Consider the following 26,603-nt stretch of genomic DNA (forward strand, 5'->3'; position numbering starts at 1 on the left):
AGCGGGCGGCGCCGTCGTGCCGTTGTGGGGCGACTCGGCGCGGGATGGATCACGACTCGGTGAAGGACGCCCGTTCGAGTGGTCCGGGGGCGTAGCCTCCGCGGCATCCGACTGTGGGGAGTCCCGTGAGCAATCAACCGCCGCAGCGGCGTCGACGGATCGGCAACCGTGTCGTGGGGGCATGTGTGGCCATCGTCCTGGTGATCGGCGCCGCCGTGTTCGTGGCAAGTCTGGTGCAGGGCAAGGGGGACGGTGACGCGGCGAGTCCGGCCGCAGCCGGCCGGGCGGACTCCTCGCCGGCCGACGGCAGTCGCTCGCCCGTCGATGCCAGATTCGTCGCCGAACTCGGTCGCTCCGCACCGCAACTGGTGGGCCCGAAAGCCGATTTGAACGTGCTGCTGAGCATGGCCAACGTGGCCTGCGGCTGGGTGCAGATGGGCAAGGACCGGGAGGAGATCGCCAACCGCATCATGGGCGTCACCTACACCCGCGACGAGGCCCTGGCCATCACCAACGCCGCGATGACCGGGTACTGCCCGAACGGGGGGCGCAAGTAGCGCCGACGCGCGATCGCCGGGTCGGCGGCCGGCGGGCCCGGTGTGGGTGCGGCGTGCGAGGGTGACTGGTTCAAGATCATGGATCCGGACCGGGAGCGCTTCGTGGCTGGGGTTGGCGAGGGTGTGTATGTGCTGCGGAACGTGCGCAGTGGGCTGGTCCTCGAAGTCGAGGGCGGGCGGACCCACAGCGGGGCCAATGTGTGGCAGGGCGCCGAGGACGGTTCCGCCGCGCAGCACTGGCGGATCACCGCCGTACACGCGGGCGGCGCGGTCCACCACGTGGAGCACGTGGCCAGTGGGAAGCGGCTGGACGTGACCGGGGCCTCGGAGGAGAACGGGGCCAACGTGCAACTGTGGCGGGCGAACAACTTCGGCGCGCAGGAGTGGATCCTGGAGGAGCACGTCGACGTGCCGGGCCGGGTCACGCTGGTCAACTACGTCAGCGGGCTGCTCCTGGAGGCGGCCGACGGCAGCACCGAGCCCGGCGGCAACGTGCGGCAGTGGGAGGACACCGACAGCCCGTCGCAGTGGTGGGCGCTCGAACCGCGCTGAGCACGCCGACCGGACCGGGCCGCCGCCGTCCCCCTTCGCGCGAGGGTCAGGCGGCGGCCACCACGTGGGTGCGGGCCAGCGTCGGGGTGAGCGGGCGCGGGCGCGGGCGCGCGGCGGGGCGGGCGAACACGAACAGCCGCAGCACCACGAACCGGCCGATCCCGGCCAGGCCGGACGCGCCCAGGTAGACGCCCTGTTCGACCAGGACACCCGCGCCCGGCGCCGCCGCGTGCAGGCCGAGCACCGCGGTCGTGGTGAACAGGTAGGCGACCAGCGCGCTGAGCGCCGACTGGCCGTGGGCGCGCAATCCGGCGCGCCCGCCGCCGAAGGTGAACCGGCTGTGCAACTCGGTCGCGGCCACCGTGGAGACCACGGTCACGAACGCGTTGGCGATCGCGATCGGCATCGTGCCGGAGAGCACGACCAGCGCACCCGAGGAGGCGATCCCGGTGCCGCCCCCGAAGACCACGAACCGCGCGAACGCGGCGATCGAACCGGACTTCCCGGCCCTGCCGCCGGCTGCGTTGTTGCTCTTCCCCGTGGTCTTCATGTCCTTCAGCCTAGAAACGAATGAGGCCAGAGACGTTCCTGATTCACCCGGTGCGCGCGAGGTGTTCGGTAAAAACCCTGCGGTTCGCCGAAACCCCGCTGCCGCTTGGCCTCCGGGCCCGCCGACCCGGGGTGCGGGACGGTCGTGCCGCCCACCACCCTGGTGCAGAACCGGCACCGGCCGCACCCGATTTTTCGCGCCGCGCCGTGTCCGCCCCGAACGGTTGGCGCCCCGCGGCGCGGGCATGCGACGACCCCGGTCGGGGCGTCGGGTCGCGACGCGGTGGACCGGGGTCGGGGAGCGCGGTGTCTCCTCGGGCTTCAGCCGGGGCGTTCCTGTTTCGATCGGATCCGTCGGGCCTCAGCCGGCCGAGGTGAACACCAGGGACGCGTTGTGGCCGCCGAATCCGAAGGCGTTCGCGACGGCGACGTTCAGCGGCCCCACCCGGGGCTCCTTGGCGACCACGTCGAGGTCGATGTTCGGGTCCTGGGAGTCCAGGTTGCGGGTGGCCGGGATGACGCCGTCGCGCAGCGCCGCCACGGCCGCGACCGCGCCGATCGCGCCGGCCGCACCGCACAGGTGGCCGAGCATCGACTTGATCGCGGTGACCGCCGCGTGCCTGCCGATCGCCTCGGCGATCGAGGCGGCCTCCAGCACGTCGCCCGCCGGTGTCGAGGTCGCGTGCGCCTGGATGTGATCCACGTCCGCGCCGGTGACGCCGGCCTCGGCCATCGCCATCCGCAGCGCCCGGACCTGGCCCGGCCCGTACCCGGCGGTGATGTGGTTGGCGTCCGAGGTGACCCCCGCGCCGGCCAGGTACGCGTGCCTGCCGGCGCCGCGGGCCGCCGCGAAGTCGGCCCGCTCCAGGACCAGCAGCGCGGCCCCCTCGCTCATCACGAAGCCGTTGCGCTTGGCGTCGAACGGACGCGACGCCGCGGCCGGGTCGCCGTCGTAGGTGGACAACGCGCGGGCCTGGGCGAAGCCCGCGATCGGCAGGGGGCCTATCGTCGCCTCCGCGCCGCCCGCGATCACCACGTCGGCGCGACCGAGGCGGATCAGGTCCAGGGCGTACGCGATCGCCTCCGAGCCCGACGCGCACGCGCTGACCGGGGTGTAGGCGCCGGCGCGAGCCCCGAACTCCATGCTGACCTGCGCGGCCGGCCCGTTGGGCATCAGCATCGGCACCGTGTGCGGGGACACCCGGCGCACGCCGGACGCGGCCAGCACGTCGTGCTGCGCGAGCATCGTCATCGCACCACCCATGCCGGTGCCCACCACCACGGCGAACCGTTCCGGCTCGACCACCGGCGCGCCCGCGTCCGCCCACGCCTCGCGGGCCGCCACGAGTGCGGCCTGCTGACACCGGTCCAGACGCCGCGCCCGGACCCGGTCGAGCACCGTCTCGGGGCAGACTCGCATCCGCCCGGCGATCCGGACCGGCAGGTCGGCCGCCCACGCGTCCGCCAGGGCTTCGATTCCCGACTCGCCCGCGAGGAGGGCCGCCCACGTGGACGGCACGTCCCCGCCCAACGGCGTGGTCGCGCCCATCCCCGTCACCACCACATCGGTCTTGCCGAGCGTCATAAAACGCACCCCAGCTCTGTCGAAGCATTGTGGAAACACGACACGGGTGACCCACGCGCGCTCGCGTACGGGTCACTTGATCCGCAACGCTGTCAGGGAAAGTTCGGCGCGGGGGTATCGACACCGATAAAGAGGACGTCCTATTACTTGTTGAGTTCCCACAACCGACCGGTAACCGGTTCAGCTCCGCAAATGCCATCGAAACGGCTGATACCCGCCGATGATCGGCGGTTGTGAGCGACGGATCCGGGGCGGCGGGACGCGCGCGAGGGCAGTCGCGGGGCGCGCGCGAGGACGCTCGCGGGGCGTGCGGTGCGGCAAGCCGCGCGCGGCATTATGGGCTGCTTCAGCGGGATCGTCCCGGCTTTGCGGAAGATCGACGAAAAGCCGGCAAAACGTCGTGACCATGGGCATTTGCGACCTCGATCCCAGGGAGACCGCCATGGCCTGGTACCCCGGAGCCACCAAGCGCGAGCTGGAGCCCGAATCCGACGCGCAGCCCGCCATCCGCCCCACTCAATTGATCCTGCACTCGATCGCCGCGCCGTGGTCGGGCGAGCGGATGTACGAGTACTGGCGCGACTCGACCAACCTCGAATCGCACTTCGGCTGCGCGTACGACGGCGGCCTGTGGCAGTTCATCGGCACCGAGACCCGGGCCGACGCGAACGCCTCGGCGAACCGCCGGTCGGACGGCACCGGCGCGGTCAGCGTCGAGAGCGCGAGCAACCTGGAGCACACCGACCCGTGGACCGAGGCCCAGGTGGACAGCCTGATCCGGCTCGGCGTGTGGATGCACGAACGGCACGACCTGCCGCTGCGGGTGTGCCGGGCGTGGGACGACCCCGGGTACGGCTACCACCGGCTGTTCGCCAAATGGTCCATCGACGGCACCGCGTGCCCCGGCGACGCGCGCGTACGGCAGTTCCACGACCGGATCTTCCCGGGCATCGTGGCCGGCACCGGCGGCACCCCACCCGTCGACATCCCGGCCCCGCGCCCCGCCGTCGACCTGGCCGAACTGGTCGCCGCGGCACGGTCGGACCCGAGCCGCCAGGGCACTCCGGTCACCTACGTGGGCACCCGCATGGTCGAGAACGCCCTGGTCGCCGAGGGCCTGCTCGCCGGCCATCTGGCCGACGGCCACTACGGCACCGCGACCCTGAAGGCATACGCCGAATGGCAGCGCCGACTGGGCTACAACGGCTCGGACGCGGACGGCATCCCGGGGCGCCGGTCACTGACCCGACTGGGGGCCAAACACGGCTTCACCGTCGCGTGAGCGGGGCGCGCACAGCGGAAGCGGGGCGTCTCACACGCCTCGGTCGGTGGCCACCAGCAGGCCGGTGACGATCGCCATCAGCGACCACACCAGCCACATCCAGGCCACCGCGTCGTACAGCGCGCTGTACAGACCCAGGATGGTGAGCAGCACGAGTGTGCAGGCCACCATGCCCCGACTCTGTGGACCGTAGGTACGGATCATCGTCGCCTCCACCCTCGGAGCCCGGGAACGAACCGGTGTCTGGCACGGTAGCGCAGCAGCTCGCGAGACGGACAGAGCGCGGCGCCCGGGAACCACGTGGCGCGGCGGCCGGCGGCCGGGTGACCGCCGGGCCTTCGCCGCGCCTCACAACACCAAGAGGTCGAAGAGCCGGTCCAGGTCCGCCGCCGGATTCGCGGTCAATCCGCCGTGCACCGGACCCGGCTGCACGATCGTGCTGCGCGGCGCGGTCAGCCAGCGAAATCGGCGCCCGACCGGCTCGGCGCCGGGCGCACCGGCCGCCTCGCTGCCCGCACACACCAGTTCCCACGCGGCGAGTACGGCGCGTGCCTGGGTGACGTCGGCGTCCGGGTCGAGCGCGCACAGCCTGGACTGTTCGACGTGGGTGCGGGCGCCCAGGAAGCCGAACGCCTGGCTGTACAGCGCGACGCCGACGTTCAGGCACTCCCCGCGCTCCACCCGGGGCACCAGGCGGATGATCGAGTACTCGAAGAACTCCCGCTGGGCGATCGTCGTCATCACTTGAGCCAATCCGGGCGGTTCGACACCGAGGAGGCCGCGCCCGGTCGCGCGACCGTTTCCGGCGCGATCTCCGGGAGCCACGCGCGCGGTGCGGCGGCGCGGGCGGACAGGTGCGCGATGTACGCCTCGCGCAGCGCGTCGGGGCTGTCCAGGCCGAGTGCGCGCTCGGCGTCGCCCGACTCCAGCCACTCGTCCGGGACCAGCGCGAGTACCTCGGTGAGCAACGCGCGGGTGATCCGCGGAGCCAGTTCGGCGTCCGCCTTGAGCAGACCGGGACCGCCGAGGGTGGCCAGCACGTGATCGCCGGCGTCGAACGCACGCGTCGCGGCCGACGTCGCGGCCCGCCACGCGTGGTGGAACCACAACGAGGCGCCGTGGTCGATCAGCCACAGCCGACCGTGCCACACCAGCAGGTTCGGATTGCGCCAGGAACGGTCCACGTTCGAGGTCAGCGCGTCCAGCCACAACACGCGTGCGGCCAGCTCGGCGTCCGGCTCCCAGGTGGCCGGGGTGAAGTCGGCCGAGCCCGGCAGGAAGTCCATCCCCAGGTTCAGCCCGGCACTGGCCTTGATCAGCTCCTGCACCTCCTGGTCCGGCTCGCCGCGCGCGATCACCGGATCCACCTCCATCCGCACCAGGGCGGGCACCGGCAGCCCGAGCCGGCGGGCCAGTTCGCCCACCACGACCTCGGCGACCAGGACCTTGGCCCCCTGCCCGGCGCTGCGGAACTTCACGACGTAGGTGCCGAGATCGTCGGCCTCGACGAGCCCGGGCAACGAACCGCCCTCGCGCATCGGCGTGACGTAACGAATGGCATGGACCAGGGGAAGCATTCCCGAACAATGCCACGCCCCTCGGGCCGAAAAACACTCGGGCCACCGCGGCGGGCTCGCGCGGGTCGGGCGCGTCGAGCCGCGCGGGCGCGGGTCGACCCTGGGCGCTGGGCCCGTTGCCGTCAGAGGCTGGGGGGTTCGGGGCGGACCAGGCCGTTCTGGTAGGCGATGACGACGAGTTGGGCGCGGTCGCGGGCGCCGAGTTTGGTCATCGCGCGTTGGATGTGGGTGCGCACGGTCAGGACGCTGAGGACGAGCTTTTCCGCGATCCGGTCGTTGGACTCGCCGTGGGCGGCCAGGACGGTGACCTCCTGCTCGCGGGGGGTGAGGTCGGCGAGGCGTTCGGCGGGGGCCAGGGGCGGTCCGGAGGCGGGCGTGGTGAGGAAGCGGGTGATCAGGGCCCGGGTGGCTCCCGGTGACAGGAGCGCCTCGCCGGCGGCGACGGTGCGGATTCCGTCCAGCAGCGCGTCCGTGGTGACGTATTTGCCGAGGAAGCCGCTGGCGCCGACGCGTAGTGCCCGGGCGACGTACTCCTCGGTCTCGAACATGGTCAGGATGAGGACGCGGGTGCCGGCGAGGTCGGGGTCCTCGCAGATGGCGGCGGTGGCGGCGAGCCCGTCGCCGTCGGGCATCCGGATGTCCATCAGGACGATGTCGGGTTGCCGGGCGCGGGTGAGTTCCACGGCCTGGTGGCCGTCGGCGGCCTCGCCGACCACCTCCATGTCCGCGCAGGAGTCGATCAGCAGCCGGAAGGTGCCGCGCAGGAGGGCCTGGTCGTCGGCGAGCAGGACGCGGATGGTCAACGGGTTTCCTCGGGTCGTCGTCCGGCCGGGGTGTCCGCCGGGGCGGGAGGCGGGAGGGGGAGTGCGGCGGCGACTTCGAAGCCGCCGTCGGGTCGGGGGCCGGCGCGCAGGTCGCCGCCGACGGAGTGGGCGCGTTCGCGCATGCCCATCAGTCCGTAGCCGCCTCCGGGTACCGGCGGGACGGCCCCGCCGTCGGGTGAACCGTCGTTGTCGACGGTGACGAGCAGGTGTGAGTCCTGGTAGTGGAGCCGAACCCGGGCCGCGTGGTCGGGCGCGTGTTTGGTGGCGTTGGTCAGGGCCTCCTGGATGATCCGGTAGGCGGTCAGGTCCACGCCCGGGGACAGCGGCCGGGCCCGGCCCTCGGTGGTGACGGTGACCGTCAGGCCGGCCGATTCGCAGGCCGCGACCAGCGTGGCGAGACGGTCCAGGCCGGGGGCGGGCGCCAGCGGGTCGGCGTCCGGGTCGGCGCTCTGGCGCAACACGCCCACGGTGGCGCGCAGTTCCAGGAGCGCGGAGGTGGTGGTGCCGACCAGGTCGGCGAGGATCCGTCGGGTCTGTTCGGGGTGGGTGTCGGCGAGGTGGGCGGCGGTGCCGGCCTGGGCGTGCGCGACGGCCATGTGGTGGGCGATGGCGTCGTGCAGTTCGCGGGCGATGCGCATGCGTTCCTCGGCGACGCGCAGCCGGGCTTCCTCCTCGCGGGTGCGTTCGGCGTGCGTGGCGCGGGCCTGGACGGATTCGAGGTAGGCGCGCCGGAAGCGGCTCCTGCTGCCCAGGGACATCGGCAGCCACAACCACAGGACGGTACCCACGGTCCGCAGGATGAGGTCGTCGCCGAGCGGCGCGCCGGCCAGCGAGGTGGCCGGCAGCACGGCCACCGCCGCCCGGCCGTAGCGGCCGGTGGTCCGCGAGTCGGTGAGCGCGGCAAGCCAGTACAGGGCGGTCATCACCGGGGCCAGCAGCAGCGGACTGGGCAGGTAGCCGAGCGCGGTCAGCAGTGCGGCCGCGCCGGTGGTGACCGCGAGGGTGGCACGCGGGTGGGTGCGGGCGCCGAGCACGGCCACGCCGGAGACCACGAGGATCCAGGCGGGCCACAGGGCGTGCGGGGGCGAGGACTCGGACGTGCTGATCTGCGCCCCGAAGAGCGTGCAGACGCACATCGCCACCGCCGTCACCACATCCGCGGCCCGGGCGTGGCGCTCCGCGTACCGTTCGAGATTGCCGGTCATCGTGCTCTCCGCGAGGGGGCGTGCCGGGTCCATGGTTGCCGATGCCCACGAGGACGGCGCAAGGACCGCCCGAGACGGCTTGCTCGGGCGGTCCTTCGGGCGCAGTCGATCACCGGTGCGCCCGGACCGGCCCGTCCGGGTCGCGGTCCGGGCCGGCGGGCCGGGCGTGGCCCAGGGCCGAGCCCTCCACGTCGACTCGGGGCAGGACGCGGCCCAGCCGGCTCGGCAGCCACCAGGCCCGGTCGCCGAGCAGGGCCAGGACGGCGGGCACGATCGCCATCCGGACCACGAAGGCGTCGAAGAGCACCGCGGCGGCCAGGCCGAACCCGAGCATCTTGATCAGCCCGCCCTGTTCCCCGATGAACCCGGAGAAGACCGCGATCATGATCAGCGCGGCGGCCGTCACCACCCGGGCGCTGTGCCGGAACCCGGACACGACCGCCTGCTCGGCCCCTTCCCCGCGGGTGTACGCCTCCCGCATCCGGGAGACCAGGAAGACCTCGTAGTCCATGGCCAGCCCGAAGACGATGCCCATCATGAAGATCGGCATCAGGCTCATGATCGGCCCGGTCTGCTCCACCCCGAACAGGTCCGCGGCGTGTCCCTCCTGGAAGACCAGCACCAATACGCCCAGCGCCGCGAGCACCGAGAGCACGAAACCCAGGGCCGCCTTGATCGGCACCAGCAGGGACCGGAAGACCAGCAGCAGCAACACCACCGCCAGGCCGCCCACCACCGCCAGGTACGGCACCAGCGCGGCCTGCACCTTCGCCGCGACGTCGATGTTCAGCGCGGTCGTGCCGGTGACCTCGAACGTCGCCGACGCCTGCTTCTCCACGGCCGGCCGGTCCCGGCGGATCGCCTCCACCAGGTCCTTGGTCCGCTGGTCCGTGGGGCTGCTCGACGGGGTGGCCCGGAAGACCGCGGTGTCGCCGACCTGGTTGAAGCGGGCCTGCGAGACCGACACGATGCCGGCTGTGCCGCCGATCCGGTCGCCGACGGCGCGCACCGCGGCGTGCGGGTCGGCCGAGCCCCTGGCGTCCACGACGATGGTCAGCGGTCCGTTGAAGCCGGGGCCGAAGCCCGCCGCGAGCGCGTCGTAGGCCCGTCGCTCGGTGGTGGCGGTGGACTTGGCCTCGTCACCGGGCATGCCCAGGCGCAGCGATGCCACCGGTACGGCCAGTGCGACCAGGCCCACCACGCCGAGGATCAGCACCGCCACGGGACGACGCAGCACGAAGCCGGCCCAGCGGGTGCCCAGGTTGACCCGTGTGCGGGTGCCCGGCGCACCGCCGCTCGGGAGCACGGTCCGGTCGGCGCCCCGGGCGCGGGCCTTGCGCGTCCTGCGGGCCAGGACCGCGTCGGGCCAGTACCCGAGCAGCGCGGGCACGAGTGTCAAGGCGACCAGGACGGCGACCGCGATGGCCCCCGCGGCGGCCAGGCCCATTTTGGTCAGCGTCGGGATCCCGACCACCGACAGGCCCGCCAGGGCGATCATCACGGTGATCCCGGCGAACACGACCGCCGATCCGGCGGTGCCCACCGCCACCCCGGCCGCCTCCTGCGGGGGCCGGCCGCGCTCGCGCTCTTCCCGATAGCGGGAGACCACGAACAGGGCGTAGTCGATGCCCACCGCCAGGCCCAGCATCGTCCCGAGCGTGAGCGTGTCCGAGGACAGCCCCAACGGGCCCGCCAGCAATACGACCGTGAACAGACTCACGGCGACACCCACGATCGCGGTCAGCAGCGGCAGACCTGCGGCCGCCAGTGACCCGAAGGTGATCAGCAGCACGACCGCCGCCGCCGAGAGGCCGACGATCTCCGCGACGCCGCCGGGGCCGCCGCCGCCGTCCATCGCCGACCCGCCGGTCTCCACCGTCAGGCCCGCCGCCCGGGCCTGATTCGCCGCCTTGTCCACCGCCGCCCGGTCGGCATCGGTGACGTCGGCGGACTCCACCTTGTAGGTGACGGTCGCGTACGCGGTCGTACCGTCCTTGCTGACCGCCTGCGACTCGAACGGGTCCGCGACAGCGGCCACCCGCGGGCCGCCGCCCAGCGTGTCCACCGCGTTCACGACGGCCTTGCGCAGGTCGCCCGTGCCCACCTGCCGCCCGTCCGGGGCGACGAAGACGATCCTGGCGGTGGCGCCGTCCGCGGCGGCCCCGGGGAAGCGTTCCTCCATGAGATCGAACGCCTTTTGCGACTCGATCCCCGGCATCGAGAATTCCTCGTCCGAGGGCCCCCGCGCTCCCGCGGCACCCACCGCGACCGCGGCCAGCACCCCGAGCCAGACCAGGACGACCAGGCGGCGGCGCCGGAAAGCGCCGAGCCCGAGCCGATACAGAAAAGTCGCCACGTCAGGGTCTCCCTATCCACGAGCGATGACCGCTCAAGGCTCGCCCGGGAGGACCCGTCCCGTCGTCATGCCGCTACGGACACCGCGACCTACCGAAACCACACGACGCACTACCGAAATCGCAGTAGGCGCCCGAGGCGTGACCGCCCGGAGCGGCCCGTGACCACCCCCGTCGTCCCGGGTCGGGGGCGGCGGGACAATGGGGGGTATTCGGATCCGCTCGGGTCCCTGTCTCCTGGACGTGACACGCGTGAGTTCGCCGGAATCCAGCTCGGCGCCGATCGGCGATTTGTTCATGCGGCTGGCCAGGCGCATTCGGGTGCGCGCCGGCCGGGAACTCGCCCCGTTGGGTCTGACGCCGGCTCAGGCGCATGCGATGAAGGTGCTCGCGCACGCCGAGGAGCCGCTGCGGATGGCGGATCTGGCGGCGCGGCTGGAGATCGTGCCGCGCTCGGCGACCACCGTGGTGGACGATCTGGCCGCGCGGGACCTGGTCCGGCGCAGTACCTCCGCGCTGGATCGGCGCGCGACGCTGGTGGAGTTGACCGAGCGGGGGCGGGACGAGCTGCGTCGGATCCGGGCGATCCGGCAGGGTGCGGGTGCGGCCGTCTTCGATCGACTGGGCGAGGCGGATCGGGCCGAGTTGTTGCGGCTGTTGCGGTTGGTGGACCGGGAGTTGGCCGAGTACGAGGCGGTGGAGCCGGGGGCGGTCCGGGACGGGCGCTCGTGCCCGCCGCGCGACGGGGGATGAGCGGTGGCCGCGGGTTTACGCCGACAGCGATTCCGCCCAGAGCGTGAGGTGCTTCCGGTGATCGTCGCGGGTGGGCAGAGTCGGGGCATGAGAATTCTGATTCTGGGTGGTTCCGAGTTCGTCGGCCGCGCCGTCACCGACGCCGCGTCGGCCAGGGACTGGGACGTGACCGTGTTCAATCGCGGTCGGCACGAACTTCCGTCCGGCATAAGGTCGTTGGTGGGTGACCGGACCACTGTGGGCGGTCTGGCCGCGCTCGCCGACGGCGAGTGGGACGTGGTCCTGGACACCTGGAGCGCCGCGCCGCGCGTGGTCCGCGCCTCGGCCGAGCTGTTGGCCGACCGCGTCGGGCGTTACGTCTACATCTCCAGTTGCTCGGTGTACGACCAGCCGACGCCCGCCGGACTGGGCGAGGAGGCGGCCCTGGTCGAGGCCGCGCCCGACGACGGCGACGACGTGTCCTACCCCCGGGCCAAGCGCGGCGCCGAGATCGCCGTCGAGCAGGCGTTGGGCGACCGGTACGTGCACGCGCGGGCCGGGCTGATCCTGGGTCCGCGGGAGAACATCGGCCGGCTCCCGTGGTGGCTGAACCGGATCGCCCGCGGCGGCCTCGTCCCGGCTCCGGGTCCGCGTGAGGCGCGGCTCCAGTACATCGACGCGCGCGACCTGGCCGAGTGGACTCTGGACGCGGCCGAGGCCGGTCGCAGCGGCGCCTACAACCTGGTCGGGCCGACCGGCCACACCACGATGGGCGAGCTGCTCGACCTGTGCGTGCGGATCACCGGTTCGGACGCCGAACTGCGCTGGATCGACCCGGACACGATCCTGGCCGCGGGCATCCAGCCCTGGCTCGAACTGCCGATCTGGCTCCCGGCGGGCGAGGACTACGACGGCATTCACCGGCGCGACGTGCGCAAGGCGCTGGCCGCCGGCCTGCGGGTGCGCCCGGTCGAGGAGACCGTCGCCGACACGTGGACCTGGCTGCGCTCGGTGAACGGCGTCGTGCCGCAACGCCCGGACCGCCCGGTGGTGGGCCTGCCGCCGGAGAAGGAGGCCAAGCTTCCGCTGGGCTGAGCCGCCGGCGCGCCGGGGTGGGCGGGTGTCACCCGGGCGGCGGGAAGGAGTGGTCCAGGAAGGCGGTCCAGGCCGACTGCACCCTGTCCCGATGGTCCGGCGTGCCGCCGGCCAGGTGGTCGAGCAGCAGGCCGCGCAGCACGGCCAGCACCAGGGTCGGCGGCACCGGGTGGTCGGCCAGGACGCGCCGGAGCGGGGGCAGCCAGTCGTCGAGGGACCTGCCGGCGAAGTCGGACCACGGCCCGTCGGGCCCGTCGAAGGATCGCACGTAGCCGTCGAAGAACAGGCGGAGCGCGCCTCGGCGTTCGGGGGCGACCAGCCAGGTCCACAGCAGGTCGAGGGTCTCCCGGGCGGTGCCCGGGTGGCCGTCGGCGCGGGCGACCAGGGCGAGTTGCTCGGCGCGGCCGACGTCGAGGATCTCCCGGACCAGTCCCTCCTTCGCGCCGAACAGGTAGAGCAGTACACGGGGGCTGGAGCCGATCGCCCGGGCCAGCGGGCGCAGCGAGAGTTCGGCCAGCCCGTGCTCGGCGACGTAGGCCGCGCTCGCGGCGAGCAGCTCGTCACGGCGGGCGGAGGTGGGGGGTTTCACGTCGGCGGTCATCCGCATACTCTCTACTGAAACAACTGTTTCAGTGAAGGGTATCGAGACCATGACCTCGACACCGAGCACGCGCGGCGTGAGCATTCGCGACGCGACGCGTCCCGGCGACCTGGGCGCGCTCGCCGCGTTGCACGGCGTGCTGTACAGCCGCGAATACGGCATGGACGCGACGATGGAGGCGGGCGTCGCCGCGGGCATGGCCGAACTCGTATTGGCCCGAACCCGCGAAGGCGACGACGGGCCCGGTCGGATGTGGGTCGCCCAGGACGACCGGGACACCGAACGTGTGCTCGGCGGCATCGGGTTGACCCGTGCCGAGGACGGGTGGACGCGGCTGCGCTGGGTGATCCTGGATCCGGCCGCGCGCGGTCGCGGGGTGGGTGGTGCGTTGCTCGACACCGCACTGGCCGAGGCCCGTCGGCGCGACGCGGTCGGCGTCTACCTGTGGACGATCGCCGGCCTGGAGGCATCCCGGCACCTGTACGACCGGGCCGGTTTCGCCCTGACCGAGGAACACCCGGCCCGGACCTGGGGAATCGACACCGTCAGGCAACGTTTCGACCTGAAGTGGTGATCGGCGTCGACCCCGGAATCGATCCGGGATCGGCGCCCGCCCCGGCCCGACGACGGCCCGAGTGCCGGCTCAGCGCAGCGGCAGCGTCACCCACACCGTCTTGCCGCCGGTCGTGTCCGGCTGGATCCCCGCATACCCGCCGGCCTCGGCGACCAGGGCCTTGACGATCAACAGGCCGCGCCCGCTGTCGTCGTCGACGGTCTCCAACAGCGCCTTGGGGCAGAACGGATGTCGATCGTGCACCCCCACCTGCACCCCGCCGTCGTCGGTGCCGCACACGGTGACGCCGATGGCCGGCGTCAACACCCCCGCGTGCCGGACCGCGTTGGTCACCAACTCGGACACGACCAGACGCAGCGTGTCCGCGAGATCGCCGTGGGCGGGCATGCCCCACCCGACGGCGATCGCGACCACCTTGCGTCGGGCCGCGGACACCTCCGCCTCGTGCGGCGGCAGATCGAACCGACACACCGGATGGGCGTCATTGAGCACGGTCATACCGCGCCTCCCGAGCCGGTGGCGGTCACGCGATGGACGGACACGGCACCGTGACGGTGCCCGGTGTGACTCATGATGTCCCCGATGGCGGGTGTACGGATCTTCCGAGGGAATTCCCTCGGAGCGTACCGATTCCGACACCCGGTGCGTCCCGTTTGCGACACTTCCACACCCCGCTCGGCGGGGCGTTCGGGGGCGTGCGCGAACGAAACGCCCTGGCGAGCGCGCCGTCCGCGCACGGCGCGCGCCAGGGCGGACCGGCCGGGGTCCACCCTTACGCGTGACACCCGCCCCGCGCGTCCCCCGGACCCGGCCCGTACCCGGCTCCGCCGCTACGCCGTGGCGGGATGTACGCCCGACCCCTCCAAATGTGGGCGGACCAGGACCTTGACGTGCTCGTCCGGCCGGCCGAGCGTGTCGATCGCCGCGGCCACCCCGCCGAAGCCCACCTGGCCGGTGACCAGCGCCGCCGCGTCCACGCTGCCGGCGGCGATCCGGGCCAGCGTCTTCGGATACTCCTCCGGCGGATAGGTCAGACACATCTTGACCGTGAGGTCCTTGTAGATGCCCACCACGGGTCGGAAGGTGTCCTCGGTCATGCACACTCCGATCAGCAACACCGTGGCGCCGCGCGGCGCGGCGTAGGTGATGCGATCGAACATGCCGGCCTTGCCCGAACACTCGAAGATCGTCAGCGGTTGCCCCGGCTCGGCGATCTCGCGCCACGCGACGAACGGGTCCTGCTCGGCCGGGTCGACCACGACGTGGGCGCCGAACGCGCGGGCGAGTTCGCGGCGGCGCGGGGAGGGTTCGGAGACCACCACCGGGGCCACGCCGCGCTCGATCAGGCCGGCGATCGCGCCCAGGCCGATCGGCCCGGCGCCGATCACGATCGCCGCGCCGCCCTTCTCCGCGCCGGAGCGGGCCACGTTGCCGAAGCCGACCGCGAGCGGCTCGGTCAGCGCGGCGACGTGCGCCGGTACGTGTGCGGGCACCTTGACCAGGGCCGCCGCCTGCATCACCATGCGCTCGCCGAAGCCGCCGGGGAAGGTGTTGGAGTAGCCGATGGTGCGCAATACGCCACCGCCGTCCAGCGCCCAGGGCAGGCCGACCACGACCTCGCCCTCCTCGAAGCCGGTCACCCCCGGCCCGGGCCGCACGACCCGCGCGGACAACTCGTGACCCATCACCAGGTCGGCGTCCGGGTCGAAGACGAACGACGGCGTGTCGGAATCGATGGACGCCCGGAGGAACTCGGCCGTGTGTTTGTACGCGGACAGGTCCGAGCCGCAGATCCCGCAGGCCATCGTCTCCACGAGGACCTGCCCCTCGCCGGGTTCGGGTGCCGCGATGTCCTCGACCGTGAACGCGCCGCCGCGTAGTACCGCTGCTCGCATGTTGGGCAATCTCCCTGTCGGGTCGACGGCTCACCGGTGCTCCGGATCGCCGAAACGAACGTGCGTGGACGGGTTCAGGAGGCGGGCGGCGTCATCGCCGCGACGACCGCCTGACGCAGCGCGCCGATGAAGCGCTCGCTGTTGTCGTGCGCCCAGGCCATCGAGGACTGCCGGGGACGGTTGGCGCCGGTGAAGTGCGGGACCACGTACTCGGCGAACAGTTCGTAGCTGCGCCGCTTGTCCGCCGGTCGCGCGATCGGCAGGTCGAGCAGGAGCAGTGTGCCGAAGCCGCCGGACTGTTCGGCCATCGCGGTGATGCGTTCGATCGCCTGCGCCGGTGTGCCGATCATCGCCACGCCGAAGGTCGGGAAACCCTCGCCGGTCCACTGCGCCACGGCCTGCCCGGGCGTCGCCCCCCAGGGCATGGTCATCCCGGACAACCCCTGGATGTAGTCGACCAGGTGGTGCACGCCGTACTCGGCCTGCTCGCGCGCCGCCTCGGTGGTCTCGGCGAGGTGCATCGGCACCACCAGGCGCCAGCGCTCGCGGTCGGCGACGTGGCCGTGCTCGGCGCAGGTCTTGGCGTAGACGTCCCAGTTCGTGGACAGCGCCGCGAAGCCGGACGGGTCGGCGGCGGCGAGCGAGAGCAGGCCCATGCCGTGGGTGCCGGCCTGGACCGATCCGGACGGCGAGACGGTGGAGGCGCACACGGTCTCGATGCCGGCGCGCGTGTACGGGCCCAGGTGCAGCCGGGCCTGGTCCAGGGTGAACCAGTCGGTGCGCATGGTCACCGTCTCGCCGCGCAGGAGCGGGACGATCGCGGCCAGCGCCTCGGCCATCATGGCGCGCTGGCGCATCGGGTCGATGCCCATCATGAAGGCGTCCGAGGCCAGTTGGCCGGGCCCGGAACCGAACATCACCCGGCCGCGCGATTGCAGGTCGAGCTGCACGATGCGGTCCGCCAGCACCAGCGGGTGGTGGTACGGCAGCGAGTTGACGCCGGTACCGAGTCGGATCCGGGTGGTGCGTTCGGCGGCGGCGGCGATGAACACCTCGGGCGAGGCGATCGTCTCGTATCCGGCCGAGTGGTGCTCCCCGATCCACGCCTCCTCGAAGCCGAGCGCGTCCAGGTGTTCGACCAGGTCGAGGTCCCGGCGCAGTTGCAGCGAGGGGTTGCCGTCGATGCCGTGGTAGGGGGCGATGAAGGCACCGAAGCGGGTCGGCGGAGCGGCCTCTGACACGGGCTGGACCTTTCGTAGGACACAAGAACATGCTTGGATGAGTTATGTCCTACCTGGAGGATCGCGAGGAAACAAGGGGTACGCCCGCCGGTCGCACCGGGCCGCGCACCCGGCGCACCGCCGATGGCGGGCCCAGCGCCCGCACGTTGTTGTTGACCGTGCTGGGGGAGTACGTGCGCTGGCCCGGGCACGACGGGGTGTGGTCGCCGACGGCCGTGGCGGCGCTCGACGCGCTGGGGGTGCCGGAGGCGGCCACCCGGCGGGCGATCACCAGGCTGACCGGGGAGGGCTGGCTGGTGGCCCGGGCCGAGGGGCGGTACACCCGGCTGACCCTCGCGCCGTCGTTGTATCGGCTGCTGACCGGATGGACCGAGCGGCTCGCCCGGGCGACCCGCGAGACGCCCTGGTCGGGACAGTGGCAACAACTGCTGTTCCGCCCGCCGGCGACGCTGCGCGAGGCCCGCGCGGTGGTCGAGGAGCAGCTCGCCTTCGAGGGCTTCGGCGATCTGGGGCGGGGGGTGTGGATCGCGGCGGACCCGGGCGGGGTGGGCGCGTTGCGGGCGCTGATCGCCGAGCAGGGCCTGGCCGGGCACGCGACCTGGATGACGTCGAGCGTGAGCGACCCGGAGCGGGAACGGGCCCTGGTCGAACAGGCGTGGGACCCGGCCGCGATCCGGGTGGTCCTGGAGGCGTTCGTCGACCGGTTCGCCGGCGCGCGGGCGAACACCGACGCGGAGGCGTTCGAGCTGCGTACCCGGCTGGTGCACGCGTGGCGGCTGACCTTCGAATGCGACCCGCGCCTGCCCGCCGCGCTGCTGCCGGCGGATTGGCCGGGGGCGGCGGCGAGCGACCTGTTCGTGGCTACGTGGCACCAAGTCCACGAACCGGCGCAGCGGTGGTGGGCGCACCTGGATCGGGATCCTCGGCGGGGTTGAGCGGGGCCGGCCGCGGCTTCGGAACGGGCGCGGCGGGCCTGCGGGAACGGGTGTTACGCGTTTGCGGGAACGGGTGCGGCGCGGTGGTGGGAACGGCGCGGCGCGCTTGCGTGTGGATACCCCCTGCCCCTATCTTCTTCTCATGCTCGTATGAAGAGCTGTTCAGACGATACGATGTCCGAGTCGAGACGACGGCGGACGTGGGCGACCACGCGAAAGTGGAGGTGACCCGGTGGCGCAGCCGGTGGACGCGGACCTGGTGGACTCGGTGCGATCGCGGTTGCCCGACGGCCCGCACCTGGCCGAGACCGCGGACGTGTTCGCGCTCCTGGGCGACCCCGGCCGACTCACCCTGCTGGTCGCGCTTTTGGAGGGCGAGCTGTGCGTCCGCGACCTGGCCGCCGCCTGCGGGCAGGGCGAATCGGCGGTCTCGCACCAACTGCGGTTGCTGCGCGCACACCAGGTGGTGACGGTGCGCCGGGCGGGCCGGATGGCCTACTACCGCCTCGCGGACGCGCACGTTCGGCTGCTCCTGGACGTGGCGCTCGCGCACATCGGTCACGCCCCCGCCACCGATCACACCGGCTGCGCGAACGAGCTCCCCGGAGGGACTTCATGACCACCCGCGACCACGACCACGGCCCGGACGCGGCCGGGTCCACGGCGCCGACCCGCGAGCCGGATCCGGCGCACGGCAGCCACGGCGGGCACGACGGGCACGACGGGCACGACCACGGGGGAGCCGGGCACGCCGGTCACTCGCATGGGGTGGCCGCGGACGCGGACCGCCGCTACCTGACCGCCGCGCTCGTGCTGATCGGCGCGTTCATCGTGGTCGAGGTCACCGTCGGCATCCTGGCGAGTTCGCTCGCGTTGATCACCGACGCCGGCCACATGGTCACCGACGCGTTCGCGATCGGGCTCGCGCTGGTGGCGATGCGGCTCGCGGCCCGGCCCGCGCGTGGGCGCTGGACGTACGGGTTCAAGCGGGCGGAGATCCTGTCCGCGCAGATCAACGGCATCACGTTCCTGGTCCTGGCGGTGTGGTTCACCTACGAGGCGGTCCGGCGGCTGATCTCGCCGCCCGACGTCGAGGGCTCGTTGGTGATCGTCACCGCCGCGGTCGGCATCGTGATCAACGTGATCGCGGCGTGGCTGATCTCCCGGGCCAACCGCTCCAGCCTCAACGTCGAGGGCGCCTACCAGCACATCCTCAACGACCTGTGGGCGTTCATCGCCACCCTGATCTCCGGCGTCGTGGTGCTGACCACCGGCTTCGCCCGGGCCGACGCGATCGCCTCGCTGATCGTGGCGGCGCTGATGCTCAAGTCCGGCATCGTGCTGGTCCGCGAGTCGTGGCGGATCTTCCTGGAGGCGGCCCCCAACGGCATCGAACCGGACGCGGTCGGGGCGGACCTGGCCTCGGTCGAGGGCGTCACCGAGGTGCACGACCTGCACATCTGGACCATCACGTCCGGCTTCCCGGCGTTGTCCGCACACGTCCTGGTCGAGCCCGGGGACGACTGCCACCGGGTCCGCGACCGGCTCCAGGAGCGGCTGCGCGAACGGTACGCGATCACCCACACGACGCTTCAGGTCGATCACGCCGACCCGGCGGTGCTGGCGATCGGCACGACACGCGGGCACTGCGAGGACCCGCACGGGACGGTGCACACGCGCTGACGGGGAGCGCCGACAAGACCGAAGGCCCGCGTACCGCTCGGCGGTACGCGGGCCCTCGGCCCATCTGCTCTTCGCTCAGTTCGAGGCGGCGGCGCGGACCGTGCGCAGGCGCTCGGAGCGGAGCTGCTCGTGCCAGTGGTCGCCCAGCGGGGTCAGCGGCACGCCGGTGGCCCAGGTGAGCAGCAGGTCGGCCAGCGCCGGGTTGCGCGACATCACCGGCCCGTGCATGTAGGTACCGATCACCCGACCCGCGTACGCGCCCTCGGTGCCGTCGCCGGTCCCGTTGCCGTTGCCGTGGGTGACCCGGGCCAACGGCTTGGCGCCGGGGCCCACGTGGGTGACGCCCTGGTGGTTCTCGAACCCGGAGAGCACCGGCAGGCCGAGCGCGGGGTCGACCTCGGCCAGCACCTCGCCGACGCAGCGCTTGCCGGGCGCGCCCCTGCCGGAGCGTACGTCCAGCAGGCCCAGACCGGCTTCGGCCTGGTCGAGGTCGTCGATGAACTCGTTGCCGATGATCTGGTAGCCGGCACACACCGCGAGCAGCGCGGCGCCGGCGCCGACCGCGGTGGCCAACCCCGGGTCGCGGCGCAGGCGTTCGGCGGCCAGCCGCTGCGGCCGGTCCTCGCCGCCACCGATCAGGTAGATGTCGCCGGAGGTGGGCACGGGCTGGTCGGAGCGTACGTCCACCCGCTCGACCTCGATGCCGCGCATCAGCGCGCGGCGCTCCACGATCAGCGCGTTGCCCTGGTCGCCGTATGTGCTGAGCAGGTCCGGGTAGATCCAGACCAGGCGCAGCCTGCTCTCACCGATCATGCGTGGGCCGCTTCCTTGATCGTCTTGCGAAGCTGTTGGAACGCCGTGTAGTTGGCGATGACCTCGATCTGGCCGGGCGGCGAGGCCGCGACCGCCTGACCGAGCGTCTCGAAGACCTGGAACTGCAGGCCCGCGACCTCCAGCCGGACGGCCAGGTCGAGTCGGCGCTGGCCCAGGACCATCAGCGGGCGACCGGCGAGCTGGGTGAAGTCGACGTCCCAGATCCACGAGGTGTCCTTGCCGTCCGCGTCGAGCGCGTTGACGGACAGGATCACCGGGGTGGGCGGCGGGTCGATCAGCGAGAACGTCTCGACCCAGCCGGCCGGGTTCTTGGCCAGCAGCAGGCGCAACTTGCGGCCCATGTAGTCGACCACGTCGTAGCGGCCGGCGACGGCGGTGACGTGCTTCATCCGCTCCAGCGCCGCTTCCACGGGCACGCCGAACAACGACGCGACGGCCGCGGCGGTGACCGCGTTGGCGCGGTTGGCCCGGCCCGGCAGTTGCAGGTGCAGCGGCCACACCTGCCCGTCCGGGTCGACCATGCGATCGCCGGCGAGCGACCAGGTGGGCGAGGGACGACGGAAGTCGCACTCCGAGCAGAACCAGTCGTCGCCCGGACGCTGCATCACGCCGCCGCACTGCGGGCAGGACCAGGAGTCCTCCTGCCAGGTCTGCCCGGCGGCCACCCACAAGACGTCCTTGCTGGAGGACGCGGCCCACACGATCAGCGGGTCGTCCGCGTTGGCGACCACGATCGCGTCCCGCCCGCGCAGACCCTCGCGCCACTTCTCGGCGAGCATCCGGGTCTCGGCGGCGCGGTCGAGCTGGTCCCGGGAGAGGTTGAGCAGCGCGATGGCGACGGGGTCGGAGTCGCGGGCGACACCCGCGAGGTACTTCTCGTCGACCTCGATCACGCCGTAGCGGGCCTCGTTGCCCGCGCCCGCGAGGGCGGAGGTGATGCCCGCCGGCATGTTCGCGCCCAGCGCGTTGGACACCACCGGGCCGGCCGCGCGCATCGCTTCGGCGACCAGGCGGGTGGTGGTGGTCTTGCCGTTGGTCCCGGAGATCAGCACCACCTGCAGCCCCACCGACAACTGCGCGAGCAGGTCCGGGGCGAGTCGCAGCGCGAGCTTGCCGCCGATGACCGAACCGCTGCCCTTGCCGGCGCGCCGCGAGATGGCCGCGGTCACCCGACTCGCGGTGATCGCCAATTTGGAACGCGGCGGCAACGCCTCGGAGGAGCGCTGCGGCGCACCCCCCTGGCCGGGAACGCTATTGCCTGACATCGAAGAAGGTTCCTCCAAGCGACGGCCCCGACCGGCGGTGGCCCATGACCGGTTGTACCGGCCGCCACCCTATCGAGATCACACCACCTTCCGTCGCCGGCGGCGGTGCGTATAGGCGTGGACGCGCGGGGTCGGCGTTTCGGTTGCGGCGGTGCCGGTGGGGCGGTGTGTGCCCGGTGCCGCGGCCGGAGCACGGGTGTCCTGCGGCGGGCCCGGGGGCGGGTGTTGGTGCCTTCGGGTTACGGGAGGCGCCAGTCCACCGGTTGGGCGCCTTGGCCCACCAGGAGGTCGTTGGTACGAGAGAAGGGGCGGGAGCCGAAGAAGCCGCCGGCGGCCGACATGGGGGAGGGGTGCGCGGACTCGACCACGGCCGCGCCCGGGCCGAGCAGCGGCCGGGCATTGCGGGCGTCGCGACCCCACAGGATCGACACCAGCGGGGTGCCGCGCGCGGCGAGCGCCTTGATCGCCTGCTCGGTGACTTCCTCCCAGCCCTTGCCGCGGTGCGCGGCGGGCCGACCGGGGGCGGTGGTCAGCGCGCGGTTGAGCAGCAACACGCCCTGGTCGGCCCACGGGGTCAGATCACCGTTGGTGGGCATCGGCAGGCCCAGGTCGCGGTTCATCTCGGTGAAGATGTTGATCAGCGAACCGGGCAGCGGACGCACCTCCGGAGCGACCGAAAAGCTCAACCCCACCGCGTGCCCGGGGTTGGGATAGGGATCCTGACCCACGATCAGCACCCGTACGTCCGCGAACGGTTGGGTGAACGCCCGCAACACGTTCGCGCCCGCCGGTACGTACCGCCGCCCGGCGGCGATTTCACCTCGCAGGAACTCGCCCATGGCGGCCACTCGGCCCGCCACCGGTTCCAGGGCCTTCGCCCATCCTGCCTCGACAAGTTCGCCCAACGGCCGCGCCACCATGGGAGTTGAGCATAGGGCAAACGAGTGACACTCCCGCACGGCCGCACCCGCGCCGACCAGGGTACGAGCGTGCGGGGGAGGGGACTTGGTCGCGGCGCCGCGCGTCGGTGCCGCGCCCCCCGACCCACGGTAGCGATCACCCGGCTGCGGTCGAAACGTTTGCGTCGGGCTGCGAAGGCCGGTTGCCTCGGCTGCCCGCTCGACGCGCCTGCCCGGCTACTCGATCAGGCCCGTCACCATGTCCCAGGCGTCCTCGGCATCCGAGCCGGCCAGCGACAGGGCCACCGCCGCCTCGCACGCGGCCAACGCGAAGACCGCGCCCACCCACGTGCGTTCCGCGGGGGTCAGCCGGCGCCATTCGAGCGCCCCGCCGGCCCCGTCCACCAGATCCGAGGCCACCACGAGCCAACCCCACTCGGCACTGCCCCGCCCCGCCGCCAACGCGCGCAGCACGCCTGCGCCCAACAACACGTCCCGCGCCCCGAGACCGCGGCCGAGCAACGACGCCTCCCGGGCCGCGGTGGGCCGCAACCACACCCCACCGCGCGGAGCCACCATGGACACCACCCCGGCGGCCACCCGCCCCGCCGCCAATACCGCCGCCATCCGTCCGGCCGACCCGGATATCGCCCCCGAAACCGCCACCACAGCCCCTTATCGAAACCAGCTCGCACCCCCCGGCCCAACGACCGGCGGCCCACACCGTAGCGGTGCCCCACATCGCAGCCCCCGCACCCCCAGGACGCACCCAACCTCCACCCCGGTTTCGACCCCGACCCCCACCCGCCCCCCGAGGCAAGTGAGCGACGAACCAGGCAGGTTCAAGCCAACCAGGCACGACCACCACCGCGACACACGCGCCACAGCCGGCCTCCCCCAACCCGCCGACCCGCCCCGCCCCCCGGCGCGTCAGCGCCCCCGAGACAGGTGAGCCGCGCGATCGACGCGCAGCGCGGAGAGCGGCGGAGCCGCAAAACAAAGACTTCGTGACCCGTAGCGAAGCGAAGGGACACGAAGTCACGAGCGAGGGGCCACTTTTTTGTGGAGGAGCCCGCGACGGAACAAAAAAGTGGTGCCTCGCGAGCCGGCGCCGAAGGCGCCCAATAAAAAGCAGCGCCGCATCGCCGAAAGCCGCCCACCCGCTCGCTCCGCTCACGACCCGGGCCCACCCCCTCGCTCCGCCCACCACCCAGGCCCCCCGACCCGCTCCACTCACAACCCAGCCCAGTCGCGCTCAACGCACCCTCGCTCACCGCGTCGCTCCACTCGCGACCCCGGCGAACCGCCACGCTCCGCCCACGACTCCAGCTTGCGGGCCGGCTTCACGCACGATGCCGCTCGCCCCAGGACACCACCCCGCCCACCGTTCGGCCCGCCACGCCTGCTGCGCCCCGTGCGCGCAGTTGCGGGAACATCCCCGGGTTCCCAAAAGGATCCGCGTCGGCGGACGCGTACTCCCCGGGGATGTCCCCTCCCGCCCGGCACGGGGGCGGCACACGCCGGGCGCCGGGACCAATGGCCTGGGTCCCGGGGTCCATACCGTGCGGCTCGGCCGGCAGGCCCTTCAGTTGCTCAGCCCGTCAGCCGGCCAGCCGGTCCGCCGGTTCGCGGGCCAGCCGGTCCGCGGGTCAGCCCGTCCGCCGGCCAGCCGATCAGCCCACCCGCCAACCCGCCCGCCAACCCGCCGACCAAGGCCAACACCCCTCCTCAACCCCAAGCCCCCCAACCTCACCAAACATCCGCCTGGACGAACGCCCCACTCCATCCAACCAGCCGGCCGACCCCCCCAGCCCCGCAACCTCACCCCACCCGAAGCCCGCCCGCCCCGCCCCTCACCGCTCCGCCAAGTAGGCCGCCGCCACCGCCCGCAGGTGGTCGTGTCGGCCCTCGTAGGCGCGGTGTCGGCCGAGGAGGGCCTTCGGCAGCTTCCCCACCATCGTGTAGTTCGTGTCGCACACGTTCGCCGCCGGGGCCAGCCCCGTCTGGCTGACCAATTGGTAGGCGTCGAGCAGGTCCAGGTCGAGCAGGTCCGCCGTCCAGTCCACCAGGTCGCGCTGGCTGATCCGGAAGGCGTCCTCCAGGGGGCGGGCCGAGCCGGTGGTGAGCAGGTGGTCGTCGTTCTCCAGGCGCGGCGACACCGGGGCACCGCCCTTGATCAGGTCGACCACGATCACCGTGCGCATCGCGGCCTCGACCGCCGTCCCGCAGACCTCCCCCTCGCCCTGCCGGGCGTGGCCGTCGCCGATCGAGAGCATGCCGCCCGCGACGTTGACGCCGAAGTACGCGGTGGTGCCGGCGCGCATCTCGGGGGTGTCCATGTTGCCGCCGTGCGCGCCCGGGGTGATCGACATCAGCGTCTCGCCGCCGGCGGGCGCGACGCCGACGGTGCCGTGCATCGGGTCCAGCGGCAGGTCGACGGTGAAGTCGCTCTTCCGGGCCCGGAAGCGGCAGATGCCCGCCGCGACGTCCAGGTCGTACACCCACACCCTCTCCTCCAGCGGCGCGTGCAGCATCGCCGTGGTGTTCGTCGCGGTGAGTGCGCCGAAGTGCGGGAAGGTGCTGGAGATGCCCCAGTCGCGGGCGGGCGTGATGTCCACGAAGTGCACCGCGAGGGTGTCCCCGGGTTCGGCGCCCTCGACCGCGATCGGTCCGGTGACCGGATTGAGGTAGGGGAAGGTGCACACCGCGCTGGGCAGGTCGTCGATGCCCTTGACGTTGCCGCCGAAGCAGTCCTCGGTGGACAGTTCGACGATGGTGCCCGGGCGGACGGTGACCAGGGGTCGGCGTCCGCCGAAGGTGTAGGCGTACTGGTGGTAGGTCGGCCTCAGCGAGACGACTTCGAGCAGGGTCATACGGGTTCCTCGACCTGGTCGATGGCGGAAATTTGGGGCCGACGGCCCGCCAGCACCAGGCCGGCGAGGAGGGCGAGGCCGATCGCGAACCAGATCCCGCCCAGCCGTTTCGCGTCGCCGTCGGCGTTGTAGACGACGTAGGCCAGGATCGCGAAGCCGAGTGAGGGCGCGATCAGGTGTCGCCAGTAGTCGCGGCTGCGCTGCCGGACGAGATGGTGCACGACCACCGACACGTGCAGGACCAGGAAGGTGGTGAGCGCGCCGATGTTGACCAGGCTGCTCAGTGTGGTGATGCCGTCGTCGCGGGTGCTGGTGTACAGGCCCAGGGCGAGCGAGATCGCGGCGACGAGCAGCGTGGCGTTGACCGGGACCCGGTGCTTGGGGTGCACCTTGGCCAGGAAGGACGGCAGTTGCCGGTCCCGGGCCATGGCGTACAGCAGGCGCGAGGTCGCGGCCTGGGCCACCAGCGAGTTGGCGAAGCCCCAGGCGATCGCGGTGGCCACCGCGGTGAGCTTGGCCAGCCAGCCGCCCGCCGCGACCCGGGCCGCGTCGTAGAACGCGGTGCCGTCCGGATCGCCGTTGTCGATCAGCGCCTTGGGGTCGGCCACCAGCAGCGAGGCCACCCACGTCTGCACGATGAACAACGTCCCGGCCAGGAGCAGCGCGGCGACCATCGACCGGCCGATGGCCTTGGCCGAGTCCTTGTTCTCCTCGGACAACATCGAGATGCCGTCGAAGCCGAGGAAGCTCAGCGCCGCGATCGAGACGGCGCCGAAGACCAGGCTCCAGGAGAAGGTGTCGCTGTTGTAGATCGGGGTGAAGTCGAAGCCGCGGCCCTTGCCGTCGATCAGGGCGACCACGCCGATCACGATGAACACGATCAGGATGATCAGTTCGCCGATCAGCATGATCTTGTTGACCTTGGCGGTCATCGCCACGCCGAGGTAGTTGACCGCCGTGTTCAGCAACACGAACCCGACCACCCACATCCACACCGGGATCGAGGTGACCAGCGAGTTCATCGCGACGGCGGCGATCAGGTAGAGCAGGCCGGGGACCAGGATGTAGTCGAGCAGGATCATCCAGCCGGCCAGGAAGCCCACCGGGGCGGCGATGCCGCGTCCGGCGTAGGAGTACACGGACCCGGCCATCGGGAACGCCTGGGACATCTGCGCGTAGGACAGCGCGGTGAACATCATCGCGACCATGCCGATGACGTAGGCGAGCGCGACCATGCCGCCGGAGCCCTGGAACACGCCGCCGAAGATGCCGAACGGCGCGATCGGGACCATGAAGACCAGGCCGTAGACGAGCAGATCACGAAAACTCAGGGAGCGGCGGAGCTCTTGCTTGTAGCCGTACTTCTCGATCGACTCGGAACCACCGGACGAACCGGAACCACCGGTCGAGCCGGGTCTTGCGGTCGATGCGGGCGTGGGGACTTCGCTCATGTCGATCTCTCCTCGGGACGACCCCGAGGGGTCTCGAAGA

Annotated in this window: 27 protein-coding genes; 9 read left to right on the forward strand and 18 right to left on the reverse strand. The window is 72.3% G+C overall.

What is annotated here, in order from left to right; all coding sequences use genetic code 11:
- Window positions 1–125: 125 nt before the first annotated feature.
- Together ACH4U8_RS23035 and ACH4U8_RS23040 are read left to right on the forward strand one after the other, a co-directional pair.
- The gene (locus ACH4U8_RS23035) at window positions 126–557 is read left to right on the forward strand and encodes a DUF732 domain-containing protein (RefSeq protein WP_360311723.1); all 432 of its coding nucleotides are present in this window, start codon (window positions 126–128) and stop codon (window positions 555–557) included.
- 102 nt (window positions 558–659) lie between these two features.
- A complete protein-coding gene (locus tag ACH4U8_RS23040) occupies window positions 660–1,109 on the forward strand; it encodes an RICIN domain-containing protein (protein ID WP_395779812.1) in 450 nt (149 codons plus the stop codon).
- Between the two features lie 46 nt (window positions 1,110–1,155).
- Here ACH4U8_RS23040 and ACH4U8_RS23045 read toward each other — a convergent pair whose 3' ends face one another.
- Window positions 1,156–1,659 carry a hypothetical protein gene (locus tag ACH4U8_RS23045; RefSeq protein ID WP_395779814.1) on the reverse strand — a complete coding sequence of 168 codons (504 nt, stop codon included), beginning with the start codon at window positions 1,657–1,659 and terminating at the stop codon, window positions 1,156–1,158.
- Window positions 1,660–2,019: 360 nt separating this feature from the next.
- Complete coding sequence (locus tag ACH4U8_RS23050) at window positions 2,020–3,243, reverse strand: beta-ketoacyl-ACP synthase II (RefSeq protein WP_360311729.1); 1,224 nt, start codon at window positions 3,241–3,243, stop codon at window positions 2,020–2,022.
- Between the two features lie 406 nt (window positions 3,244–3,649).
- Between ACH4U8_RS23050 and ACH4U8_RS23055 the strand changes: the two genes are divergently transcribed.
- On the forward strand, window positions 3,650–4,525 hold the full coding sequence (locus tag ACH4U8_RS23055; protein WP_395779816.1) for an N-acetylmuramoyl-L-alanine amidase: 876 nt from the start codon (window positions 3,650–3,652) through the stop codon (window positions 4,523–4,525).
- Window positions 4,526–4,555: 30 nt separating this feature from the next.
- On the opposite strand, the gene ACH4U8_RS23060 is transcribed toward ACH4U8_RS23055, so the two are convergent.
- From ACH4U8_RS23060 to ACH4U8_RS23085, 6 genes are all read right to left on the reverse strand, one after another.
- Window positions 4,556–4,729: a hypothetical protein gene (locus tag ACH4U8_RS23060; RefSeq protein ID WP_360311733.1), complete on the reverse strand. Its 174-nt coding sequence runs from the start codon at window positions 4,727–4,729 to the stop codon at window positions 4,556–4,558.
- A gap of 144 nt (window positions 4,730–4,873) precedes the next feature.
- The gene (locus ACH4U8_RS23065) at window positions 4,874–5,266 is read right to left on the reverse strand and encodes a DUF3037 domain-containing protein (protein WP_360311735.1); all 393 of its coding nucleotides are present in this window, start codon (window positions 5,264–5,266) and stop codon (window positions 4,874–4,876) included.
- Window positions 5,266–6,102 (reverse strand): HipA family kinase, encoded by an 837-nt coding sequence (locus ACH4U8_RS23070; RefSeq protein WP_395779818.1) that lies wholly within the window; start codon window positions 6,100–6,102, stop codon window positions 5,266–5,268. Before ACH4U8_RS23070 ends, ACH4U8_RS23065 begins: the two co-directional genes overlap by 1 nt.
- Window positions 6,103–6,224: 122 nt before the next feature.
- Window positions 6,225–6,905, reverse strand: a complete 681-nt coding sequence (locus ACH4U8_RS23075) for a response regulator transcription factor (protein WP_360311739.1) — start codon at window positions 6,903–6,905, stop codon at window positions 6,225–6,227.
- Complete coding sequence (locus ACH4U8_RS23080; protein ID WP_395779820.1) at window positions 6,902–8,131, reverse strand: sensor histidine kinase; 1,230 nt, start codon at window positions 8,129–8,131, stop codon at window positions 6,902–6,904. Before ACH4U8_RS23080 ends, ACH4U8_RS23075 begins: the two co-directional genes overlap by 4 nt.
- 109 nt (window positions 8,132–8,240) lie before the next feature.
- Window positions 8,241–10,487 (reverse strand): MMPL family transporter, encoded by a 2,247-nt coding sequence (locus tag ACH4U8_RS23085; RefSeq protein ID WP_395779822.1) that lies wholly within the window; start codon window positions 10,485–10,487, stop codon window positions 8,241–8,243.
- Window positions 10,488–10,737: 250 nt separating this feature from the next.
- Between ACH4U8_RS23085 and ACH4U8_RS23090 the strand changes: the two genes are divergently transcribed.
- The gene (locus ACH4U8_RS23090; protein ID WP_360311745.1) at window positions 10,738–11,238 is read left to right on the forward strand and encodes a MarR family transcriptional regulator; all 501 of its coding nucleotides are present in this window, start codon (window positions 10,738–10,740) and stop codon (window positions 11,236–11,238) included.
- Window positions 11,239–11,325: 87 nt separating this feature from the next.
- Window positions 11,326–12,312, forward strand: a complete 987-nt coding sequence (locus ACH4U8_RS23095; protein ID WP_395779824.1) for an NAD-dependent epimerase/dehydratase family protein — start codon at window positions 11,326–11,328, stop codon at window positions 12,310–12,312.
- Window positions 12,313–12,340: 28 nt separating this feature from the next.
- Here ACH4U8_RS23095 and ACH4U8_RS23100 read toward each other — a convergent pair whose 3' ends face one another.
- Window positions 12,341–12,913: a TetR/AcrR family transcriptional regulator gene (locus tag ACH4U8_RS23100; protein WP_360311749.1), complete on the reverse strand. Its 573-nt coding sequence runs from the start codon at window positions 12,911–12,913 to the stop codon at window positions 12,341–12,343.
- Window positions 12,914–12,962: 49 nt separating this feature from the next.
- On the opposite strand from ACH4U8_RS23100, the gene ACH4U8_RS23105 reads away from it, so the two are divergent.
- Complete coding sequence (locus ACH4U8_RS23105; RefSeq protein WP_395779826.1) at window positions 12,963–13,487, forward strand: GNAT family N-acetyltransferase; 525 nt, start codon at window positions 12,963–12,965, stop codon at window positions 13,485–13,487.
- A 69-nt stretch (window positions 13,488–13,556) separates the two neighbouring features.
- Here the strand turns inward: ACH4U8_RS23105 and ACH4U8_RS23110 are convergent, their stop codons facing one another.
- From ACH4U8_RS23110 to ACH4U8_RS23120, 3 genes are all read right to left on the reverse strand, one after another.
- The gene (locus ACH4U8_RS23110; RefSeq protein ID WP_360311753.1) at window positions 13,557–13,985 is read right to left on the reverse strand and encodes an ATP-binding protein; all 429 of its coding nucleotides are present in this window, start codon (window positions 13,983–13,985) and stop codon (window positions 13,557–13,559) included.
- A gap of 332 nt (window positions 13,986–14,317) precedes the next feature.
- On the reverse strand, window positions 14,318–15,382 hold the full coding sequence (locus tag ACH4U8_RS23115) for a zinc-binding dehydrogenase (RefSeq protein WP_395779828.1): 1,065 nt from the start codon (window positions 15,380–15,382) through the stop codon (window positions 14,318–14,320).
- A gap of 74 nt (window positions 15,383–15,456) precedes the next feature.
- Window positions 15,457–16,623, reverse strand: a complete 1,167-nt coding sequence (locus ACH4U8_RS23120; RefSeq protein WP_360311757.1) for an LLM class flavin-dependent oxidoreductase — start codon at window positions 16,621–16,623, stop codon at window positions 15,457–15,459.
- A 44-nt stretch (window positions 16,624–16,667) separates the two neighbouring features.
- Here ACH4U8_RS23120 and ACH4U8_RS23125 point away from each other — a divergent pair, with 44 nt between their 5' ends.
- The 3 genes from ACH4U8_RS23125 to ACH4U8_RS23135 all read left to right on the forward strand — a co-directional run bounded on the left by ACH4U8_RS23125 (window position 16,668) and on the right by ACH4U8_RS23135 (window position 19,241).
- Window positions 16,668–17,558, forward strand: coding sequence for a PaaX family transcriptional regulator C-terminal domain-containing protein (locus tag ACH4U8_RS23125; protein ID WP_395779830.1), 891 nt, complete (start codon window positions 16,668–16,670; stop codon window positions 17,556–17,558).
- Window positions 17,559–17,790: 232 nt separating this feature from the next.
- Complete coding sequence (locus ACH4U8_RS23130) at window positions 17,791–18,177, forward strand: metalloregulator ArsR/SmtB family transcription factor (RefSeq protein WP_360311761.1); 387 nt, start codon at window positions 17,791–17,793, stop codon at window positions 18,175–18,177.
- On the forward strand, window positions 18,174–19,241 hold the full coding sequence (locus ACH4U8_RS23135) for a cation diffusion facilitator family transporter (RefSeq protein ID WP_395779832.1): 1,068 nt from the start codon (window positions 18,174–18,176) through the stop codon (window positions 19,239–19,241). Before ACH4U8_RS23130 ends, ACH4U8_RS23135 begins: the two co-directional genes overlap by 4 nt.
- Before the next feature lie 75 nt (window positions 19,242–19,316).
- Here ACH4U8_RS23135 and ACH4U8_RS23140 read toward each other — a convergent pair whose 3' ends face one another.
- The 6 genes from ACH4U8_RS23140 to ACH4U8_RS23165 all read right to left on the reverse strand — a co-directional run bounded on the left by ACH4U8_RS23140 (window position 19,317) and on the right by ACH4U8_RS23165 (window position 26,563).
- Window positions 19,317–20,051 carry a glutamine amidotransferase gene (locus tag ACH4U8_RS23140; RefSeq protein WP_360311922.1) on the reverse strand — a complete coding sequence of 245 codons (735 nt, stop codon included), beginning with the start codon at window positions 20,049–20,051 and terminating at the stop codon, window positions 19,317–19,319.
- The gene (locus ACH4U8_RS23145) at window positions 20,051–21,340 is read right to left on the reverse strand and encodes a MurT ligase domain-containing protein (protein ID WP_360311765.1); all 1,290 of its coding nucleotides are present in this window, start codon (window positions 21,338–21,340) and stop codon (window positions 20,051–20,053) included. The genes ACH4U8_RS23140 and ACH4U8_RS23145 overlap by 1 nt, the downstream gene beginning before the upstream one ends.
- A 239-nt stretch (window positions 21,341–21,579) precedes the next feature.
- On the reverse strand, window positions 21,580–22,260 hold the full coding sequence (locus ACH4U8_RS23150; RefSeq protein WP_360311767.1) for a uracil-DNA glycosylase: 681 nt from the start codon (window positions 22,258–22,260) through the stop codon (window positions 21,580–21,582).
- 216 nt (window positions 22,261–22,476) lie between these two features.
- The gene (locus ACH4U8_RS23155; protein ID WP_360311769.1) at window positions 22,477–22,905 is read right to left on the reverse strand and encodes a hypothetical protein; all 429 of its coding nucleotides are present in this window, start codon (window positions 22,903–22,905) and stop codon (window positions 22,477–22,479) included.
- 1,187 nt (window positions 22,906–24,092) lie between these two features.
- A complete protein-coding gene (locus tag ACH4U8_RS23160; protein WP_360310729.1) occupies window positions 24,093–25,112 on the reverse strand; it encodes an acetamidase/formamidase family protein in 1,020 nt (339 codons plus the stop codon).
- Entirely contained in the window at window positions 25,109–26,563 is a 1,455-nt protein-coding gene (locus tag ACH4U8_RS23165; RefSeq protein WP_360310731.1) for an APC family permease, read from the reverse strand. The genes ACH4U8_RS23160 and ACH4U8_RS23165 overlap by 4 nt, the downstream gene beginning before the upstream one ends.
- Window positions 26,564–26,603 lie beyond the last annotated feature (40 nt).

Origin of the sequence: Embleya sp. NPDC020886 (assembly GCF_044333915.1) — a bacterium.
Lineage (GTDB): Bacteria > Actinomycetota > Actinomycetes > Streptomycetales > Streptomycetaceae > Embleya.

What these genes read in the sequence shown, in the direction of transcription:
- ACH4U8_RS23110 (WP_360311753.1), bottom strand. Translation starts at nt 13,985, where the DNA reads ATGACCGTGCTCAATGACGCCCATCCGGTGTGTCGGTTCGATCTGCCG.
- ACH4U8_RS23070 (WP_395779818.1), bottom strand. Translation starts at nt 6,102, where the DNA reads ATGCTTCCCCTGGTCCATGCCATTCGTTACGTCACGCCGATGCGCGAG.
- ACH4U8_RS23150 (WP_360311767.1), bottom strand. Translation starts at nt 22,260, where the DNA reads ATGGTGGCGCGGCCGTTGGGCGAACTTGTCGAGGCAGGATGGGCGAAG.
- ACH4U8_RS23125 (WP_395779830.1), top strand. Translation starts at nt 16,668, where the DNA reads ATGTCCTACCTGGAGGATCGCGAGGAAACAAGGGGTACGCCCGCCGGT.
- ACH4U8_RS23145 (WP_360311765.1), bottom strand. Translation starts at nt 21,340, where the DNA reads ATGTCAGGCAATAGCGTTCCCGGCCAGGGGGGTGCGCCGCAGCGCTCC.
- ACH4U8_RS23160 (WP_360310729.1), bottom strand. Translation starts at nt 25,112, where the DNA reads ATGACCCTGCTCGAAGTCGTCTCGCTGAGGCCGACCTACCACCAGTAC.
- ACH4U8_RS23055 (WP_395779816.1), top strand. Translation starts at nt 3,650, where the DNA reads ATGGGCATTTGCGACCTCGATCCCAGGGAGACCGCCATGGCCTGGTAC.
- ACH4U8_RS23060 (WP_360311733.1), bottom strand. Translation starts at nt 4,729, where the DNA reads ATGATCCGTACCTACGGTCCACAGAGTCGGGGCATGGTGGCCTGCACA.
- ACH4U8_RS23095 (WP_395779824.1), top strand. Translation starts at nt 11,326, where the DNA reads ATGAGAATTCTGATTCTGGGTGGTTCCGAGTTCGTCGGCCGCGCCGTC.
- ACH4U8_RS23135 (WP_395779832.1), top strand. Translation starts at nt 18,174, where the DNA reads ATGACCACCCGCGACCACGACCACGGCCCGGACGCGGCCGGGTCCACG.
- ACH4U8_RS23080 (WP_395779820.1), bottom strand. Translation starts at nt 8,131, where the DNA reads ATGACCGGCAATCTCGAACGGTACGCGGAGCGCCACGCCCGGGCCGCG.
- ACH4U8_RS23105 (WP_395779826.1), top strand. Translation starts at nt 12,963, where the DNA reads ATGACCTCGACACCGAGCACGCGCGGCGTGAGCATTCGCGACGCGACG.
- ACH4U8_RS23115 (WP_395779828.1), bottom strand. Translation starts at nt 15,382, where the DNA reads ATGCGAGCAGCGGTACTACGCGGCGGCGCGTTCACGGTCGAGGACATC.
- ACH4U8_RS23050 (WP_360311729.1), bottom strand. Translation starts at nt 3,243, where the DNA reads ATGACGCTCGGCAAGACCGATGTGGTGGTGACGGGGATGGGCGCGACC.
- ACH4U8_RS23065 (WP_360311735.1), bottom strand. Translation starts at nt 5,266, where the DNA reads ATGACGACGATCGCCCAGCGGGAGTTCTTCGAGTACTCGATCATCCGC.
- ACH4U8_RS23165 (WP_360310731.1), bottom strand. Translation starts at nt 26,563, where the DNA reads ATGAGCGAAGTCCCCACGCCCGCATCGACCGCAAGACCCGGCTCGACC.
- ACH4U8_RS23045 (WP_395779814.1), bottom strand. Translation starts at nt 1,659, where the DNA reads ATGAAGACCACGGGGAAGAGCAACAACGCAGCCGGCGGCAGGGCCGGG.
- ACH4U8_RS23100 (WP_360311749.1), bottom strand. Translation starts at nt 12,913, where the DNA reads ATGACCGCCGACGTGAAACCCCCCACCTCCGCCCGCCGTGACGAGCTG.